Origin of the sequence: Ensifer adhaerens (assembly GCF_020035535.1) — a bacterium.
GTDB lineage: Bacteria > Pseudomonadota > Alphaproteobacteria > Rhizobiales > Rhizobiaceae > Ensifer.
In genome coordinates this window covers 2,263,188-2,278,519 of sequence record NZ_CP083349.1, presented here as the reverse complement: position 1 = coordinate 2,278,519, position 15,332 = coordinate 2,263,188, and the positions used below count along the sequence as shown (strand labels likewise).

The 15,332-nt window shown below is 63.9% G+C and carries 22 protein-coding genes; 8 read left to right on the top strand and 14 right to left on the bottom strand.

Annotated elements, in window-relative coordinates; translation table 11 throughout:
• Positions 1-227: 227 nt before the first annotated feature.
• The 3 genes from LAC81_RS11250 to LAC81_RS11240 all read left to right on the top strand — a co-directional run bounded on the left by LAC81_RS11250 (position 228) and on the right by LAC81_RS11240 (position 2,507).
• Positions 228-542 carry a DUF1272 domain-containing protein gene (locus LAC81_RS11250; RefSeq protein ID WP_223724851.1) on the top strand — a complete coding sequence of 105 codons (315 nt, stop codon included), beginning with the start codon at positions 228-230 and terminating at the stop codon, positions 540-542.
• 164 nt (positions 543-706) lie between these two features.
• Positions 707-1,975 carry an NAD(P)/FAD-dependent oxidoreductase gene (locus LAC81_RS11245; protein ID WP_223724850.1) on the top strand — a complete coding sequence of 423 codons (1,269 nt, stop codon included), beginning with the start codon at positions 707-709 and terminating at the stop codon, positions 1,973-1,975.
• A 79-nt stretch (positions 1,976-2,054) separates the two neighbouring features.
• On the top strand, positions 2,055-2,507 hold the full coding sequence (locus LAC81_RS11240; RefSeq protein WP_223724849.1) for a hypothetical protein: 453 nt from the start codon (positions 2,055-2,057) through the stop codon (positions 2,505-2,507).
• Between the two features lie 28 nt (positions 2,508-2,535).
• Here LAC81_RS11240 and LAC81_RS11235 read toward each other — a convergent pair whose 3' ends face one another.
• Positions 2,536-3,261: a class I SAM-dependent methyltransferase gene (locus LAC81_RS11235; RefSeq protein ID WP_223724848.1), complete on the bottom strand. Its 726-nt coding sequence runs from the start codon at positions 3,259-3,261 to the stop codon at positions 2,536-2,538.
• Between LAC81_RS11235 and LAC81_RS11230 the strand changes: the two genes are divergently transcribed.
• A complete protein-coding gene (locus tag LAC81_RS11230) occupies positions 3,260-3,970 on the top strand; it encodes a hypothetical protein (protein ID WP_223724847.1) in 711 nt (236 codons plus the stop codon). The two genes, LAC81_RS11235 and LAC81_RS11230, sit on opposite strands and share 2 nt — an antisense overlap.
• 3 nt (positions 3,971-3,973) lie before the next feature.
• Positions 3,974-5,206: an HlyD family secretion protein gene (locus LAC81_RS11225; protein WP_223724846.1), complete on the top strand. Its 1,233-nt coding sequence runs from the start codon at positions 3,974-3,976 to the stop codon at positions 5,204-5,206.
• Positions 5,207-5,600: 394 nt separating this feature from the next.
• Here the strand turns inward: LAC81_RS11225 and LAC81_RS38530 are convergent, their stop codons facing one another.
• From LAC81_RS38530 to LAC81_RS11210, 3 genes are all read right to left on the bottom strand, one after another.
• Entirely contained in the window at positions 5,601-5,852 is a 252-nt protein-coding gene (locus tag LAC81_RS38530) for a GNAT family N-acetyltransferase (protein WP_223727808.1), read from the bottom strand.
• Positions 5,765-6,076, bottom strand: a complete 312-nt coding sequence (locus tag LAC81_RS11215; RefSeq protein ID WP_223724845.1) for a hypothetical protein — start codon at positions 6,074-6,076, stop codon at positions 5,765-5,767. Before LAC81_RS11215 ends, LAC81_RS38530 begins: the two co-directional genes overlap by 88 nt.
• Before the next feature lie 190 nt (positions 6,077-6,266).
• Positions 6,267-6,698 carry a rhodanese-like domain-containing protein gene (locus LAC81_RS11210; protein WP_223724844.1) on the bottom strand — a complete coding sequence of 144 codons (432 nt, stop codon included), beginning with the start codon at positions 6,696-6,698 and terminating at the stop codon, positions 6,267-6,269.
• 86 nt (positions 6,699-6,784) lie between these two features.
• Here LAC81_RS11210 and ftrA point away from each other — a divergent pair, with 86 nt between their 5' ends.
• Positions 6,785-7,822: a transcriptional regulator FtrA gene (gene ftrA / locus LAC81_RS11205; RefSeq protein WP_419195822.1), complete on the top strand. Its 1,038-nt coding sequence runs from the start codon at positions 6,785-6,787 to the stop codon at positions 7,820-7,822.
• Positions 7,823-7,843: 21 nt separating this feature from the next.
• Here ftrA and LAC81_RS11200 read toward each other — a convergent pair whose 3' ends face one another.
• Complete coding sequence (locus LAC81_RS11200) at positions 7,844-8,827, bottom strand: nucleoside recognition domain-containing protein (RefSeq protein ID WP_223724843.1); 984 nt, start codon at positions 8,825-8,827, stop codon at positions 7,844-7,846.
• A gap of 120 nt (positions 8,828-8,947) precedes the next feature.
• On the opposite strand from LAC81_RS11200, the gene LAC81_RS11195 reads away from it, so the two are divergent.
• Positions 8,948-9,400, top strand: a complete 453-nt coding sequence (locus LAC81_RS11195; RefSeq protein WP_034792802.1) for an Lrp/AsnC family transcriptional regulator — start codon at positions 8,948-8,950, stop codon at positions 9,398-9,400.
• Positions 9,401-9,495: 95 nt separating this feature from the next.
• On the opposite strand, the gene LAC81_RS11190 is transcribed toward LAC81_RS11195, so the two are convergent.
• The 4 genes from LAC81_RS11190 to LAC81_RS11175 form a co-directional block, all read right to left on the bottom strand.
• Entirely contained in the window at positions 9,496-10,245 is a 750-nt protein-coding gene (locus tag LAC81_RS11190; RefSeq protein WP_223724842.1) for an SDR family oxidoreductase, read from the bottom strand.
• 360 nt (positions 10,246-10,605) lie between these two features.
• Complete coding sequence (locus LAC81_RS11185; RefSeq protein ID WP_223724841.1) at positions 10,606-10,743, bottom strand: hypothetical protein; 138 nt, start codon at positions 10,741-10,743, stop codon at positions 10,606-10,608.
• Between the two features lie 29 nt (positions 10,744-10,772).
• Positions 10,773-10,964, bottom strand: a complete 192-nt coding sequence (locus LAC81_RS11180; RefSeq protein WP_223724840.1) for a hypothetical protein — start codon at positions 10,962-10,964, stop codon at positions 10,773-10,775.
• Positions 10,965-11,117: 153 nt separating this feature from the next.
• A complete protein-coding gene (locus LAC81_RS11175) occupies positions 11,118-12,011 on the bottom strand; it encodes a LysR family transcriptional regulator (protein WP_223724839.1) in 894 nt (297 codons plus the stop codon).
• 74 nt (positions 12,012-12,085) lie between these two features.
• Between LAC81_RS11175 and LAC81_RS11170 the strand changes: the two genes are divergently transcribed.
• Positions 12,086-12,322: a hypothetical protein gene (locus LAC81_RS11170; RefSeq protein ID WP_223724838.1), complete on the top strand. Its 237-nt coding sequence runs from the start codon at positions 12,086-12,088 to the stop codon at positions 12,320-12,322.
• A 92-nt stretch (positions 12,323-12,414) separates the two neighbouring features.
• Here LAC81_RS11170 and LAC81_RS11165 read toward each other — a convergent pair whose 3' ends face one another.
• The 5 genes from LAC81_RS11165 to LAC81_RS11145 form a co-directional block, all read right to left on the bottom strand.
• Positions 12,415-13,038: a nucleotidyltransferase family protein gene (locus tag LAC81_RS11165; protein WP_223724837.1), complete on the bottom strand. Its 624-nt coding sequence runs from the start codon at positions 13,036-13,038 to the stop codon at positions 12,415-12,417.
• Between the two features lies 1 nt (position 13,039).
• A complete protein-coding gene (locus LAC81_RS11160; RefSeq protein ID WP_223724836.1) occupies positions 13,040-13,738 on the bottom strand; it encodes a Type 1 glutamine amidotransferase-like domain-containing protein in 699 nt (232 codons plus the stop codon).
• Positions 13,739-13,782: 44 nt separating this feature from the next.
• Positions 13,783-14,181, bottom strand: a complete 399-nt coding sequence (locus tag LAC81_RS11155; protein ID WP_223724835.1) for a hypothetical protein — start codon at positions 14,179-14,181, stop codon at positions 13,783-13,785.
• A gap of 166 nt (positions 14,182-14,347) precedes the next feature.
• On the bottom strand, positions 14,348-14,773 hold the full coding sequence (locus LAC81_RS11150) for a hypothetical protein (RefSeq protein ID WP_223724834.1): 426 nt from the start codon (positions 14,771-14,773) through the stop codon (positions 14,348-14,350).
• A gap of 105 nt (positions 14,774-14,878) precedes the next feature.
• Positions 14,879-15,301, bottom strand: coding sequence for a hypothetical protein (locus LAC81_RS11145; RefSeq protein WP_223724833.1), 423 nt, complete (start codon positions 15,299-15,301; stop codon positions 14,879-14,881).
• Between the last annotated feature and the right edge of the window lie 31 nt (positions 15,302-15,332).

The window sequence follows — 15,332 nt, the reverse complement described above, 5'->3', positions numbered from 1 at the left end:
TCAGGAGAATGGGAAACCGGGAGCCGAACGCCACTCTGTGACCGAAGCCAAGGCATCAGGTCACGCATTGGAGACTGGTTCAAGAACCGAAGGACGGAAACAACCGTCCAGCGGAAGGAGCATCTTTAGCCGATCGGCAAAAACGCCGGTCAAAACTGAACCGCACCCAAGGAAAAGCCGCCAGTTCAAGGCGTTTTGCCCCTTGCATTCTTTCATTGGAGACGGACATGCTTGAACTCAGGCCGAACTGCGAGCTTTGCGATTGCGAGCTGCCGCCGGAATCGGAAGATGCGCGCATCTGCAGCTACGAGTGCACCTATTGTGCAGGCTGCGTAGAGGGGATTCTCGAAAATGTCTGCCCGACCTGTGGCGGCGGGTTTGCGCCGCGGCCCATTCGGCCCACGAGATCCTGGCGACCGGAAAAGCGGTTGGGCCTGGGTTTCGATCCGGCAAGCGAGGTCCGCCGCCACTCACCCTTCACGGCGCAGGAGATTCGGTCACATGTGGCGCGGATCCGGCATCTTGCTCCCGGCGAACGCTGACGGCTGGGCAATCCGGCAAGATGCGTCGAGAACGCAATCAGGGGCCGTTCTTGACTTTTTGCAAGGGTGGCATGAGGTGGTTGCGCTTGTCCTTGGCCGCCACAACCCCAATGTTGTGGCATGTCCAATAGGAAGGCCGGCTGGGCAGCCAGCTGGAAGCAAACATGCAGGACAGGCATCACGTGGTCGTCGTCGGCGGCGGGTTCGGCGGATTGCAGCTCGTCAAGGGGCTTGCCGGCGCGCCGGTCAGGATCACCCTCATCGACCGGCGCAACCATCATCTCTTCCAGCCCTTGCTCTATCAGGTCGCAACGACGCTGATCGCGACGTCGGAAATCGCCTGGCCGATCCGCAGCCTCTGGCGCGACCGGCCGGAGGTGACGACGCTTCTCGGCGAGGTGAGCGATGTCGACGAGGCCGGAAAGGCCGTGGTGCTCAGGGACGGAAAGCGCATTGGTTACGACACGCTGGTGCTGGCGACCGGGGCGACGCATGCCTATTTCGGCCATGACGAATGGGAGCCGTTCGCCCCCGGGCTGAAGACGCTGGAAGATGCGACGACGATCCGCCGCCGGGTGCTGCTCGCCTTCGAGCGCGCCGAGCTGGAAGAGGATCCGGTCGCGCGCGCTGCACTGCTGACCTTCACCGTCATCGGTGCCGGGCCGACCGGCGTCGAGCTCGCCGGCATCATCGCCGAGATGGCGCACCGCACGCTTCCGGACGAGTTTCGCCGCATCGATACGCGGCAGGCCCGCGTCATCCTGGTTGAAGCGGGGCCGCGCATTCTTGCCGCCTTCAGCGGGGATCTCTCTGCCTATGCGGTCAAGGAGCTGGAGCGGCTCGGCGTCGAGGTTCTGACCGGCACGCCGGTGACATCCTGCACCGAAGAGGGTGTTGTCATCGGCGAAGAATTCGTCGGCAGCCGCACGCTCGTCTGGGCCGCCGGTGTCCAGGCGTCGCCCGCCGCCCGCTGGCTGGATATCCCGGCCGACCGCGCCGGCCGGGCAATCGTCGGGAATGACCTCACGGCCCCAGGCCATGCGGATGTCTTCGTCATCGGCGATACGGCTTCCGTCACCTATGACGGCGGCAAGCCGGTGCCGGGCATAGCACCCGCCGCCAAGCAGCAGGGCGCCTATGTGGCCGATGTCATCCGCGCGCGGCTTTCAGGCGACAAATCGCCCGCCGATTTCCGCTACCGCCACCAGGGCAGTCTCGCCACCATCGGCCGCCGTGCCGCGATCATCGATTTCGGCCGCTTCAAGCTCAAGGGCGCGCTTGCCTGGTGGATCTGGGGCATCGCCCACATCTACTTCCTGATCGGTACCCGCAGCCGCTTCGCCGTTGCCTGGAGCTGGTTCTGGACCTATTTGAGCGGCCAGCACAGCGCCCGGCTGATCACCCAGAAGGAGACGTTGAAGGAAAAGGGTTGAACTAGTCCTGGATGCACTTTCTAGGTGGTGTCTTCCTCGTTATGTTCCCGCTCTGCGATTGCGTGAAGCCGAAGAACCGATGACGAAATACCAGCACCTAAACTGCCTCTCTGCCGCTGTCTTCCTGTTCTTTGCCTTTGGTGCAGCGGCGGTAGAGGCCGCCGGCGCCTGCCCAAAGATCAGCTATTCCGCCGAGCGCAGCAAACTGCAGCAGTTCTTGTCCTCAAGCGCGGTTTCCGGCGACGACGTGCGGTTTCTGGTGAAGGGCGTGGAGCAGCGGCTCAGGGAAATCCCGCAAAACCGCTTGAACGCGCGCGGTCTCGAATGCGGGGTTCAGACGGTGCGTGCCCTTGTCCTCGGCTGCGTGAATGAAACCATGCCTGCGTCCTTCCGGTCTCTCACCTCGCCAAACCGCAAGACCGGAAAAACGCTTTGGGGAAAAGCAAATGTTTCCAGTGGGGAAGCAGTTGTGATCGGGACGTTTCATGCCTGCCGCGGCGGCGCCACTGAGGCGTTCCTTTCAGCCAACTGACTGCAAGCCAGGCTGGGAGATGGCCTCCCTACTTCTGCACCTTCACGATCAGGATCATCGGGCGATCGACCTCTTCGGCCAGTGCCGGGATTTCGGCGATCTGCGCTTCGGTCGGGCGCCACTCCTCGACATGGCGAATGGCAAAGCCTGTTGATATCAGCGTGTTGAGCGTGGTGCCGAGCGTGCGGTGGTGTTTGATCACGCCCTTTGCCAGCCAGTCGGTCGTTCGCGGTCCTTCCTCGGAATAGTGGTCGATCGGCCAGGTGCGTTCGCCGTTATCGATCCGCCAGCCGGGATTGTGGGAGGCCATGTAGATCGGGTGCTCGATGGTGAACACGAAGTGGGCGCCCGGCACGAGCGCCCGGTGGATGGTGGCGACGAGCCGGCCGAAGTCCTCGACATAGTGGAAGGCGAGCGAGCTGTAGGCGAAGTCGAAGCTCGCTTCGGGGAGGTCGAGCTGGTCGAGATCGGCGATGCGGTAATCGATCGCAGCATCGGACGTGTCGGCCTTGGCGCGGGCGATCATCTTTTCCGAGAGATCGAGCCCGACCACATGGGCGGCTCCGGCCTCGCGGGCATAACGCGAAAACCAGCCATAGCCGCAGCCGAGATCGACGACGCGATTTCCCGACAGATCCGGCAATTGGGCGCGAATCGCCGGCCATTCGGCAGCGCCGGCAAGGCCATGCAACGAGCGCCCGAGCTGGCTGTAGCCTTCGAAGAATTCCGGCTTGTCGTAGATATTCTGGGCCATGGCGGTCTCCTTCTTGCGGCAATGGGCGGGCGCGACACTGCCGCGCGCGTTAGGGCGGGCGGACATGCAACGCCGTTCCCGAGGGAACAGCAAGGGCGCTTTGATCCTGCTCGAACCCGGCGGCACTTCACCGTGGCAGTGCGCCGATTTGTTAGGGTGCGTGACGTCGCAAGGTCAAGTTGTGGTTGATGTGCAAGCTGTTGTTTTGTTTTTTTTTGGGGGTGCTAATGTGCGATTCTATGGTCCATCTTCTCTCGGGGAAGACATGATGTCCGACAGCATACATCCGACTGCCATTCATCACTTACCAGCATTCATCACAGCGCCGGGACAGAGCGACGTCCTGTTCAACGTCGTTGTCATCTTCATGGTCCTGGCGATCTTCGCCCTCGGCACCTTCTATCTCCGGCTGCATTCGCTGCCGGAAACCATGGCGCACAAGAGCCACAAGGTTCAATACGAACTGGTGGCGGTGCTGGGGCTGATCTCGCTGCTCACGCACAACAACATCTTCTGGATCGCGGCGCTGATTCTGGCGTTGATCGACCTGCCGGATTTTTCGTCGCCGCTCTCGTCGATCTCCCGTTCGCTGGAGAGGATCGCCGGCAAGGTGGATCCAGCCAGTGAACCGGTGCCGGGTGAGCCCGAGCCGTCCGCGGACCATCCGGCCGCACCTGCAGAACAGCCGTCGGTGGAAGGGAAGGTCTGAGCCATGTTCGAATTCATGCTTTGCTCGATGTTGACCATCCTGCCGGATTATCTCTTCCGCCGCTATGTCCAGGGCAGGAGGTTCGGCAAGGAGATCACGATCTACTCCGTCTGGTTCGAACTGCGTTACGGCATCACAGCCTGCATCATCCTGACGATCTCGCTGATCACGCTGATCTTCTACTTCCACCCGTCGACGAAGAACGTCACCGCGGCGTTCCGTACGGTCGCGGTCCTGCCGGAAACCGGCGGGCGCGTTGCCGAGATCTACGTCTCGCGCTTCGAGAAGGTGAAGGCCGGCCAGCCGCTGTTCAAGCTCGACAGCTCGGAAGAGGAAGCCGCCGCCGAGGTCGCGCGCCGGCAGATTGCCGAAGTCGATGCCGAGATGACCGTCTCGCGTACCGAGCTCATCGCCGCCGATGGCGCGATCGTGCAGGCCCAGGCGGCCGTGCAGCAGGCCCAGGACGAGTACGACACCCAGGTCGAACTCAACAAGTTGAACCCCAACGTGGTCGCCCGGCGCGAAATCGAACGCCGGCAGGTCGCGCTTGAAGGCAGCAAGGGTGCGTTGACCGCGGCCCAATCCAACAAGCAGACGCTGGAGACCAAGCTGCAGTCGCTGCTGCCTTCGCAGAAGGCGAGCGCCGAAGCGGCGCTGAAGGAGGCGGAAGTCGATATCACCAAGGCCACGGTGCGCGCCGGTGTCTCAGGCTCGTTGCAGCAGTTCACGCTCCGCGTCGGCGAAGTCGTCAACCCGCTTCTCAGGCCGGCGGGCGTCCTGGTGCCGGAGGATGCCGGCCGGGCGCGGCTCGTGGCCGGCTTCGGCCAGATCGAGACGCAGGTGATGAAGGTCGGCATGATCGGGGAGGCGACCTGCATCGGCAAGCCCTTCACCATCATTCCGCTCGTCGTTACCGAAGTGCAGGACGTGATTGCCGCCGGCCAGGTGCGCGCCAGCGACCAGCTGATCGATATCACGCAGATCTCGCAGCCCGGCACGCTGACCGTCTTCATGGAGCCGCTTTATCCGGGTGTGCTCGATGGCGTTCCTCCGGGCAGCAGCTGCATCGCCAATGCCTATACCAACAGCCACGACGAGCTGGAGTCGGCCGATATCAGCACCGGCCGCTGGATCTATCTGCACGTGGTCGACACCGTGGGTCTCGTCCATGCGATGATCCTGCGCATGCAGGCGCTGATGCTGCCGGTACAGACGCTGGTGCTCGGCGGGCATTGAGGGGCGCACAAGCCTCTGAAAGGCCCTGTGGCAGTCAAAATGAAAAGGCCCCGACCGCAAATGGTCGGGGCCTTTTCTCGTTCCCCATTTCTCAAATGAATTGGGCCTCCGCGGGGAGCGGAGGCCCAAGCGCGCAATAAAAATAAATAATGCAACTGCACGGCAATAAAAACGCAACCATACGAACTCTTCCGGGGATTGTATGTCTGCGGTGTGCAATTACAGGTACAGTTTGGCAAAAGCGGTGCCTGAAATCAATAAAATTTAAGTGGCATTTGAGTAGTCAATTTGGGCTAGGCAAAACCGCGCGCTGCCCTACCCAGGCGGGTTATCAAGGCTTTGACGGGATTAGACGCCGTTCCGGTGCCGTGGCCCGTGCGATCACTGGCTTTCGTTACCGCCTTGAACGTCCGATCGGCATCGTCCAGGGTTCCCAGGTGGCGTCGTGGCTGCCGCCTTCGCGGCGGTAAAAATGCTTGGCAGTTTCGTTGGTCGCCAGCACCGTCCAGTTGATGCACGGGGCGCCGATGTTGGCGGCATGGCGTTTCAGGCCGTCGATCAGTGCGGCGCCAGCGCCCGAGGAACGTGCTGTTTCATCGACGAAAGTTCCTTCACCACCAGCGTCGGCTTCAGATCGTAGGTCCAGGGGATGACATAGTACACGGCGATGCCGACCGCCCGGCCGCCGCGCTCGGCGACCAGCACGCCGAACCGCGGGTTTGCGCCCAAGCCATGCCCGACCAGATCCGCTTCGGTAACGCAGAACTTGTCGATGTAGCCTTCGAACACCGCAAGTCCGCGCATCAGCCGCAGCACGTCGGCCACGTCGCGATGCTCGAACGGCCTGATGGTGAGGGGTGATGCCTGCATCTCGATCGCTCGTGCAAAGGGGTTAATGGGAAGGCGCGGGTTACGCAAGGCCGGCGAAAGACCGCCCGCACTGCACCATTTGCCGGGATCGCGATCGATTTCAGGGTGAAATCAAGCGCGATCCCGGATGCTGCAGCGCCGCGCGTCCGACAAGGCGCGCGGCGCGGGAATGAGCACCGTCGCGCCTGGCTCAGGCGGCGAGCAGGGCCTGTGCTTCGCCCGGAGCCGCGCCGCTGGCGAAGGCAAGGTCCTCGTCTTCCCAGCCGGTGATGCCGCCGATCATGATCTTCACGGGACGACCGAGGCGGGCGAGCTTGAGCGCCGCCTGGTCGGCGCCGTTGCAATGCGGACCGGCGCAATAGGTGACGAAGAGGGTGTCTTCAGGCCATTCCGCCATGCGCTCCGCGGTGATCTGCCGGTGGGGCAGGTGGATGGCGCCCGGCACATGGCGGCGGGCATAGGCGGCGTCCGATCCGACCACGTGCAGAAGTACGAAATCCTGCTCGCCGCTTTTCAGCGCGTGAGCAACGTCCGCGCAGTCGGTCTCGACGCTCAGGCGCTTGGCAAAATGGGCGATGGCGATCTCGGGGGAAGCGGCAGGGGTTTCGGTGACAAAGCTCATGGGGGCTCTCCTTGGCTCGGTGCGGGTTGACGAGGAGATGTGTAGCAGCGGTCGAAGGGGGCTGGCAGTTGGCAGCTTTGCCATATATGCTCAAGATCATGCCAAAGTCGTTTTCCACCGCCCAACCGCTTCAGAACCCGCTCGTCGTGGCGCTTGCCTATGACGGGCTCTGCACCTTCGAATTCGGAGTCGCGGTCGAGATGTTCGGCCTGCCGCGGCCGGAAATGGGCGAGGGTTGGTATTGCTTCGCCGTCGCCTCGGTCGATCCCGGAGAGCTCCGGGCAACCGGCGGCGTGCGCTTTGTCACTGATGGCGGCATCGAGCTTTTGGGGCAGGCCGGCACGATCATCGTGCCCGGCTGGCGCGGGGCCGACCAGCCGGTACCGGAGGCGGTCTGTGAGGCGCTTCGGCAGGCCCACGCCCACGGCGCGCGCGTCCTTTCCATCTGTTCCGGCGTCTTCGTGCTGGCGGCGGCCGGACTGCTTTCCGGCCGGCGGGCGACGACCCACTGGCGCTATACCGACAAGCTGAAGGCGCTCTATCCCGATGTCGAGGTGGTGCCGGATGTGCTCTATGTCGACGGCGGTCAGGTCTTGACGTCGGCTGGCAGTGCGGCCGGCATCGATCTCTGCCTGCACTTGATCCGCCGCGATTTCGGCAGCGAGGCGGCCAACCGCGTGGCGCGTCGCCTCGTCGTGCCGCCGCATCGCGACGGCGGCCAGGCACAGTTCATCGAGCGGGCGGTGCCGGACGTGCACGAGAGCGCCCGGCTCGGGCCGCTGCTTGACCGGATGCGCGCGCGGCTTGGCGAGGATTTTTCGATCGCCGCGCTTGCAAAGGCCGCCGGCATGAGTGAGCGCACCTTCCTGCGCCGCTTCGAGGCGGCGACCGGCACGACGCCGGCGCGCTGGCTTTTGTCCGAGCGGCTGTCGCGCGCCCGGCAATTGCTGGAGGAAACGGCGCTCGGCATGGAGCAGGTGGCTGAGGCCTCCGGCTTCGGCTCCACCCAGACGCTGCGCCATCACTTCCGCCAGCAGCTTTCGACGACGCCGGCTGCCTACCGTGCCGCCTTCGGGCGGATGGGACATAAGGTGGGGTTGGCTGTGGGGGTCGCTGCGGAATAAACCGCAGCGACCCGCCGGCCGCTACGCCTCCGATAGCGCCGGTTCGGCGCCGTCCTTGCGGAAGAAGGACCGGAAGAACACGGCGTCGGGTGCTGCGGCGATCACCCGGGCGACGATGGCCGTGGCGATGATGGCAAAGACGAGCCGGCCGAAGAAGACGCTGGTGAAATCCGCCCCCAGCGCCACGACAACCAGCGTGTCCTCGATGAGGCTATGGCCGAAGCCCATGAAGACGCAGGCAAGGAACACTTGGCGCGGCTCGACCTTGGCCTCGCGCGCCTCTCGGATCAGAAGCGCACCACCATAGGAGATGCCCAAGAGAACGCCGACGGCGGCAAAGGGCACGGTCTCGGTCTTGACGCCCGCGAGGCGAAAGAGCGGCGCCATGCCCCGGTTCAGCCATGCGAGGATGCCGACGAGCTTGAGGATCTCGATCGTCCAGCTGAGCACGAGCAGCACGACGAGCATGGTCAGAAGCGTCTTCAGGGTGCCGAAGGCGAAGGCGACCCAGCCGGAGCCCTCGTTGGCGGGGATCCAGGTGGGGGCGAGCGGGGTTGCAAGCCATCCGGTGAAGGCAAAGGTCTGATGTAGGAGGGCTGCGAAGATGAGGCCGCCGCCGATCCTTATCGCAGCGGTGACGAGGAAGCTTGGGCCTGCCTTCTGGATGATGCGCTGTTCGATCGGGATGGCATGCGCCACCAGCATCAGCGCTGAAAACACCGTCATGTCGGCGGTCGTCAGTTCCGAGACCGGCACCAGCGCGAAGACCACGACGACGGCGCCCCAGATGCCGACGAGCAGGCCGGTGAGCCACGCGAAGGCAAACTCGGGCGGCAGGCCGATCACCGTCATGATCGGCTCGAAGGCCGGTGCGACCGCGCGGATCACGCCGAGTTCCTGCAGCACGTGGGTGACGATGGTGACGGGAACGATAATGCGCACCAGGTCGAAGTAGACTTCGAGGGTGGCAAGGGTCTTGCGGTAGAGGATGATCAATACGGTCATGGCGGTCTCTCCTTGGGATGTTGTCCAAGGACTAACGCGAGGCCGTTCGCAGTTGTGGTCAAAATATGCATGTTTGTGCAATAAAATTGCAAGAGACCGCAACAGGGGGCAAGGACGGGGATGGACAAGATCGACAGCAAGCTCTTGAGGCTCTTGCAGGTGGATGCCTCGCGCACCAATGCCGAGCTTGCGGAAGAGGTCGGCCTTTCGCCATCGAGCTGCCTGCGCCGCATAAGGCGGCTTCACGAGACCGGGGTCATCGACCGGATCGTCGCGGTGCTTAATCCCGCAAAGGCGGGTCGCACCATGAAGGCGATCATCACAGTCGAGCTCGAGCGCCATGGCGAACAATATATCCGCCGCTTCCTCGACATGGCGGAAAAGGAGCCGGCGGTGATCCAGGCCTACAGCGTCAGCGGCGAGACCGACGCGATCTTGATGCTGCGGCTGAAAGACATGGACGAACTCGACGCGCTGACCGAACGGCTGTTTCGCGAGGAAACCAATGTCGCGCGCTATTACACCGCCTTCGTGATCCGCACCGGCAAGGAGACGACGGAGATACCGGTGTGAAAGTGGTCGCCGAAAGCGTGTCGCGGCCATGACGGGCGAAGGCTATCGGGCGTGAAGAAGCGCCGGGACCCGTCTCCCCGGCGCTTTTGCTGTCGTCACTTCACCGCTGCGTTGCCGCCATCGGCAAAGAGTGCCGCGCCCGAGACGAAGCTTGCCATCGGGCCCGACAGGAAGAGGGCGGCCTGGGCGATTTCCTCCGGCTGGGCGATGCGCTTCATCGCGTGCAGGCCGGCCGCCCATTCCTTGTTCTCCTTGCTGCCGGCTGCCGGCGTGTCGACGCCGCCGGGAAGCAGCGCGTTGGCGCGGATGCCCTGTGCGCCATAGTCGGCGGTGATGCCCTTGACGAGGCCCATCAGGCCGGCCTTTGCCGCGCCATAGGCGGCCATGCCGGGGATGCCGACGCTGGTGCCGACGAAGGTGGAGGTGAAGACCAGCGAGCCGCCGTCACGGGCGAGCATCGCCGGGATCTGGTGGCGGGCGCCGAGGAAGGCGGAGGTGAGGTTGGTGGCAAGCGATTGCTGCCATTCCGCAAGCGTAATCTCGGCGACCGGCTTCATGACGTTGACCGCGCCGGCATTGTTGACGGCGATGTCGAGGCCGCCGAAATGCTTGAGCGCCGCTTCCACCAGCCGGATATGGGTTTCTTCCGCGGTAACGTCGCCGCCAACCGCGATCGCTTCGCCGCCGTCCTCGCGGATCGCTTCGACGACGGCGTCGAGCTGCTCTTCGCCGCGGGCATTGGCGACGATCTTTGCACCCTCGGCGGCAAAGAGCCTGGCGACCGCGCGGCCGATGCCGGAGGAAGCACCGGTGACGATCACGATCTTGTCTTGCAGCATGGTCATGGACTTTTCCCTTCTCTTGATTGAGGCGCCCTGACTACTGCCGGCTGGGTCCAGCGCCCACCCGATTTCCGATCGGTGATTGTGACGGTGCAGATTTTCAATCGCGCCGGTGGCATAATCCGGGCCGACAACGAGGGCAGGGAGCAAGGGATGCTGAAGACCTACAGCGGCAGCTGCCATTGCGGCGCGGCGCGGACGGAGGCGGACCTCGACACCAGCGCTGGCACGGAGAAATGCAACTGCACGGCATGCGTTAAGATGCGGATCCGGGTGCGGCGGCGAAGCCTGACGCCTCCCGGCTGATCGCCGGGGAGGCGGCACCGACCGACTATCGCGGCCGCAACCGGCCGCCCAGTCCGGTCAGCCTTCGTCGGCCGCGCACACGACGTCGGGGCGTTCGCCGGAGTGGTCAGCCGTCTCGTGCAGATGTGCCGGCGTCCGGGCCATGGTCGGTGCAGCCAACCAGAACCCGAGATCGCCAGAGTGCAGATCGCGCATGCATGCGCCACCTGCCAGCTTCGAGTGGCTTAGTCTTTATCCGACGCAGTCGACATATCGCGCAAGACTGCCTCAGCCGCGACTTCGGCATTGCGTCTCGAGCCCGAGATGGTCCCGGACTTTAGGATCTGCTTGCCATCAAGCAGGAGCTGCCAGTTCCATGTGTTCAGGCCGCGCCCCTGGATGCGGAGTTTCAATCTATCGGGATCGTACTTCGTCACTGCTTGCTCCTTCGACTTTGACAGACCAATGGCCAAACCAAAACTAATCGATGAGGTCAAGGCCTACACTGCGCAGGCCCTGGCATGCTTCCACAGCCCGCCCGTCGTCGCTACGGCCTCTCTAGCGGCCCTGCACCCGGCCTTTGGGCTTATCTAGTCCTGTTCAAGCGACGCCGTTGTCTTCAGCGCCGCCAGTGTTTCGCGCAGCGCCCGGTCGAGCCGCTTGTCGCTTCGAAGCACGATGGCGAAGCGGCGAAAGAGCGGGGGCGATAGCGGGCGCACCACCAGCCGTTCACGGTCGTTCGGTCGCAGGGCGATTTCCGGGACGAGGGCTGAGCCGAGGCCGACGGCGACCATTTCCTTGATCGCGTCGACGCTGCCGAGCGACATCACGGGCTTGACGGTCGTGCCTGTGGTGGCCAGCCATTCGTCGGTGATCCTCCGCGTGTTGGCGCCGGGCTCGTAAAGGATCAGCGGCCGTTCAGCCAGGATCGCGGGCGTCACTGTCTCGGGCAGGGCGGTTCCAAACGGCGCAACCGCCACGAAGCGCTCGTCGAAGAGCGGCATGATCTCGAAGATGCGGCCGGAGACGGGCAGGCTGACGAGGCCGATGTCGAGGAGGTTCTCGTCGACCGCGCGCACGATGTCGGCGCTGTTGCCTGTCGTCACCGTGATGTCGAGGTCGGGAAAGCGGCGCTTGAGATCGGCAAGCAGCGGTGGCAGCAGGAAGGCGCACGGGGTGGCGCCGGTGCCGAGCCGCACGCGGCCAAGAACGCCCCTGGCATGGCGCGCAACAGCCTCGATCGCCCGGCTGGTGGCAGCCTCGATGCTGGCGGCATGGGCGAGCAGTTCCTCGCCGGCCGCACTCGGCCTCGCCCTGCGGCCGACCCGTTCGACCAGGCGCACGCCGAGCTGCTTTTCCAGGACCCGCACCTGCAGGCTGACTGCTGGCTGGGTCAGGCCCAGGCGCTCGGCGGCGGCCGAAAAGCTGCCGAGCTCGGCGACCAGCGCGAAGGTTTTGAGATAGTCGAGGTTGAGAGCACTCATATCAAAGTTTCTATTATGCGTTGAATAGGAATGATAAGCTTCTTTTATGAAAAGTCGAGGTGCAGACTGTGCCCATGGTTGGAAGCAAAACATGGGTGCTCGACATGATCCGGGAACTCGGTCTCTATCTCGTCGCCTCGCCGCGCTCGCGGTACTGGCAGTTGCAGCATCTGCGCGAACTGGACGCGGAGCGCCTCGCCGACATCGGCATCACCGCGAAAGAGGCGCGGGCCGGGAGGCGCAGGGCGGATCCGCTGCCGGTGCCGGCGGCCGTGAGACAGAGCCAAGCCGCCCGGGCGGGCGCGATGTGACCTTGCGCGATAAGGCGCCGTTGTCGGCCTGAACGCGATGGGGCGGATGCGATGGGGCGAGTGCGGCCCGTCAGGCGCTTGGAGGGCTCGCTTCAACCCGGCTGCCGATCCCAGCTTTCGACCGTCAGGCCCGGCCAAACGGCGCGCCACCGCTCGACCTTCTGTTCAAAAATTTCGCTCGTGATCTGGCGCCTGTTGGCCCGCACGACGAGCGACATCAGGTCGGCAAGGCCAAAGGGTGCTGAGATCTCCAGCCCATGGCGGGAAGGGCGGATGCCAATGGCGGTCGCGGTCGTCGGGAATGTCGCGATCGCGGCTCGGGTCGAGACATAGGGCCTGATCGGCGTGCCGAACTTCTCCTCGTACCAGAGGTGAATGCGCGCCTCGTTCTTGACGTCGATCCGGACGGGCAGGTCGCAGAACAGGTCTCCAATGCGGGCGGCGTGTCCGGCCTCCGTCTCTTCGGAGAGGTCGTCGCCGTCGAAATAGACGATGTCGATGTCGCTGATGCCGTGCGTGGGCGGCAACCCGAAGGCGTGGTTCCAGACAGTTTGCGCGATGGCCCCGGCCACGAGCCAGCCATCCGGCAGGGCGATCCTCTCCCAGTTTGCGAGGATCGGAGAAAGCAGCGGGCTCTTGAGGACGATGGCCCGCAGTTCCTCGCGCTCGCGTATTGGATGTTGCCTTCGGTGTGAGAGGGTCTCGGGATCTGCCATGTCACGCCCTGGATACCGAGAATCCGTCTATCCTGATATTGACCGCCGTCTGCACGGTTCCAGCGGCGATCCACACGGGATCTCCAAAACATTCGATCCGGGTGCCCGAAACGACGATGCCGTCGCCGTCGTTGCAGGCAAGGATCGTTCGCGGCGTCGACAGGCTGTAGCGCAAAAGCGCGGGCACGTAGGTGTCGTCGTCGCCGAGATGCGGGAAGAACTCGAAGGGCGTGAGACCGAGTGCAGCGCCGTCCTCGATGTCCTCGGGCCGTTCACCGATGAAGATCGCGTCGGTCGCGATCGTCGGGGCCATGAGAATGGCGCCGGCGCTGACGCCGATGAGGATGCCGCCGGAAAGCGCCCAGTCGCTGAGGGGCCCGAGCATGCCGCTTTGCTTCAGCCGTTGGAGAAAGCCGCCGGTATGCCCGCCTGCCAGGTGAATGGCGTCTGAGGCGAAAAGCGCCGCAATGTCGTCCGCCGAATGCGGTTTGTCCAGATCGAAGAACAGCGCGAGATCGAGACCCAGCCTGCCGTAATAGGCCTGCCCGGCGAGGAAGAAGTCGCGTTCCGGTTCCGGGCCGGAGGCGACATAGGCGATGCGTTTTCCGGCGCCGCGTGCCGCCATCAGCTCGCCGAGCCTGAGATCGATCGCCGCGCAGGCGGGGACGATCTGGTCGCTGTAGAGGACGAGGTTGAGCATGTCTTTCCTATCGTGACGAAGGGGTGCGGGCCGGTTTACTCGGGTTAGCCCGCGATCGCCTTCACACGGCGGCCGTAGCGCCAGATCCCGAGCCAACTGAAATAGTTGACCAGAAGGGACAGGCACAGCCAGAGCAGAGGGGTGAGGTCGTCACTGCCTTCGAACTGGCCGGCAAATCGCACGACGCTGATCAGCGACAGCCCGCCGACAAGGATGCCGAACAGCCAGCTATAAGGCCGCCAGAACCCGATGGGAGGGACCTGCAGGTCAAAGGCGTAAGCGATGAGGCCAATTGCCGTTGCCAGCGCCATGATCAGGCTGATGCCGCCGAGGATCTTGATCGCGTATGCCATCTCGTCCCACAGGCCCAGGAGCAGCGTCGCGCCTAGGACCAGGCCGAAAGCAAGGCTGAGCACGTAGAAAATTGCAAATGCCTTCCACATCGCGAATCATCCTCTATCTGCGTTGGTGGCAGCTTCGGTGGTGATCGGCGCCTTGTCTATCGTTCGGCGGGCGAGGTTGTCGCAAGGCCTTACGCCTCAAACGGCGTGCATGCCGCCCGCTCCCGCATTCGTTCACCGGAGTGCTTGGCGCGCTGACGTTCCGCTGTCAGCCCATGCCGGCCGGCTGCTGCTCCATGCGGCGGCCATAGCGCCAGACGCCGAGCCAGCCGAAATAGTTGAGAAGGAGCAGGAACAACAAACCGAGGGAGGCCGACAGCAGGCCTTCGTCTCCGGGCTGGGGGCTGGTGATGAGCGTGACGAGATCCCAGGCATTAGCCAGCGACGTGTAGAGACACCAGCAGGCGAGAACCCAGCTGAATGGCTGCCAAAATGACGAGGGCGGGACCCTCAGGTCGAAGGCGTAGGCAAAGACGCCTATCATGGCCGCAAATTCCACGGCCAGGCCCGCATGGAACAGGGCTCGGTCGGCGGACGACAGCTGTACCGCGATTTCAGGGGGCGGCGTGACGAAAGCCAATGACAGCATGAACATGAAAATCAGCCCGTAGAGAACGGCAAACGCCTTCCACATCGCGATCAGTATCTCCGAACCAGCATGCTTCGTCCGTCCTCAGCAGGAACGAGGTCTTGCCGCAGCATCCGCACCAGCGTGAAGTAGATGCTGCAACGCCTGCCTCTACCGCGCTTGCGCCGGTTGCTGCGCCATGCGCTGTCCATAGCGCCAGACGCCGAGCCAGCTGAAATAGTTGAGAGCCAGGCCGAGGACCAGCCAGATGAGGTTCGTGACGCCAACGTCGCTCCCGGCCGGGATGGTGGCGAACATCTGTGCGAACCGCACGACGCTGAGCACCGACACCAGCAACTGATAGACGCCGATGAGCCAGCTCAGCGGCCGCCAGAGCCCATAGGGTGGGGCATTCAGGTTGAAGGCGTAGGCGACGAGCCCGACGGCGGTCAACAACACCATCACGAAGGCCACGGAAGCCAGGCCAAGGCCGATAGTCGACATCGGCACTGACCGGCCCGCCATGATGTAGCCGCCAAGCAGAACGCCGAACGTCGCCAACAGGCAGTAAAAAACGGCAAACGCCTTCCACATCGCGAATCATCCCCCAAGCGAGCAGTGCCTG

Bases quoted from the DNA above. Each gene is read 5' to 3' on its own strand.
- LAC81_RS11250 (WP_223724851.1), top strand. From the start codon at position 228: ATGCTTGAACTCAGGCCGAACTGCGAGCTTTGCGATTGCGAGCTGCCG.
- LAC81_RS11245 (WP_223724850.1), top strand. From the start codon at position 707: ATGCAGGACAGGCATCACGTGGTCGTCGTCGGCGGCGGGTTCGGCGGA.
- LAC81_RS11240 (WP_223724849.1), top strand. From the start codon at position 2,055: ATGACGAAATACCAGCACCTAAACTGCCTCTCTGCCGCTGTCTTCCTG.
- LAC81_RS11230 (WP_223724847.1), top strand. From the start codon at position 3,260: ATGGCGGTCTCCTTCTTGCGGCAATGGGCGGGCGCGACACTGCCGCGC.
- LAC81_RS11235 (WP_223724848.1), bottom strand. From the start codon at position 3,261: ATGGCCCAGAATATCTACGACAAGCCGGAATTCTTCGAAGGCTACAGC.
- LAC81_RS11225 (WP_223724846.1), top strand. From the start codon at position 3,974: ATGTTCGAATTCATGCTTTGCTCGATGTTGACCATCCTGCCGGATTAT.
- LAC81_RS11215 (WP_223724845.1), bottom strand. From the start codon at position 6,076: ATGCAGGCATCACCCCTCACCATCAGGCCGTTCGAGCATCGCGACGTG.
- LAC81_RS11210 (WP_223724844.1), bottom strand. From the start codon at position 6,698: ATGAGCTTTGTCACCGAAACCCCTGCCGCTTCCCCCGAGATCGCCATC.
- ftrA (WP_419195822.1), top strand. From the start codon at position 6,785: ATGCTCAAGATCATGCCAAAGTCGTTTTCCACCGCCCAACCGCTTCAG.
- LAC81_RS11200 (WP_223724843.1), bottom strand. From the start codon at position 8,827: ATGACCGTATTGATCATCCTCTACCGCAAGACCCTTGCCACCCTCGAA.
- LAC81_RS11195 (WP_034792802.1), top strand. From the start codon at position 8,948: ATGGACAAGATCGACAGCAAGCTCTTGAGGCTCTTGCAGGTGGATGCC.
- LAC81_RS11190 (WP_223724842.1), bottom strand. From the start codon at position 10,245: ATGACCATGCTGCAAGACAAGATCGTGATCGTCACCGGTGCTTCCTCC.
- LAC81_RS11185 (WP_223724841.1), bottom strand. From the start codon at position 10,743: ATGCGCGATCTGCACTCTGGCGATCTCGGGTTCTGGTTGGCTGCACCG.
- LAC81_RS11175 (WP_223724839.1), bottom strand. From the start codon at position 12,011: ATGAGTGCTCTCAACCTCGACTATCTCAAAACCTTCGCGCTGGTCGCC.
- LAC81_RS11170 (WP_223724838.1), top strand. From the start codon at position 12,086: ATGGTTGGAAGCAAAACATGGGTGCTCGACATGATCCGGGAACTCGGT.
- LAC81_RS11165 (WP_223724837.1), bottom strand. From the start codon at position 13,038: ATGGCAGATCCCGAGACCCTCTCACACCGAAGGCAACATCCAATACGC.
- LAC81_RS11160 (WP_223724836.1), bottom strand. From the start codon at position 13,738: ATGCTCAACCTCGTCCTCTACAGCGACCAGATCGTCCCCGCCTGCGCG.
- LAC81_RS11155 (WP_223724835.1), bottom strand. From the start codon at position 14,181: ATGTGGAAGGCATTTGCAATTTTCTACGTGCTCAGCCTTGCTTTCGGC.
- LAC81_RS11150 (WP_223724834.1), bottom strand. From the start codon at position 14,773: ATGTGGAAGGCGTTTGCCGTTCTCTACGGGCTGATTTTCATGTTCATG.
- LAC81_RS11145 (WP_223724833.1), bottom strand. From the start codon at position 15,301: ATGTGGAAGGCGTTTGCCGTTTTTTACTGCCTGTTGGCGACGTTCGGC.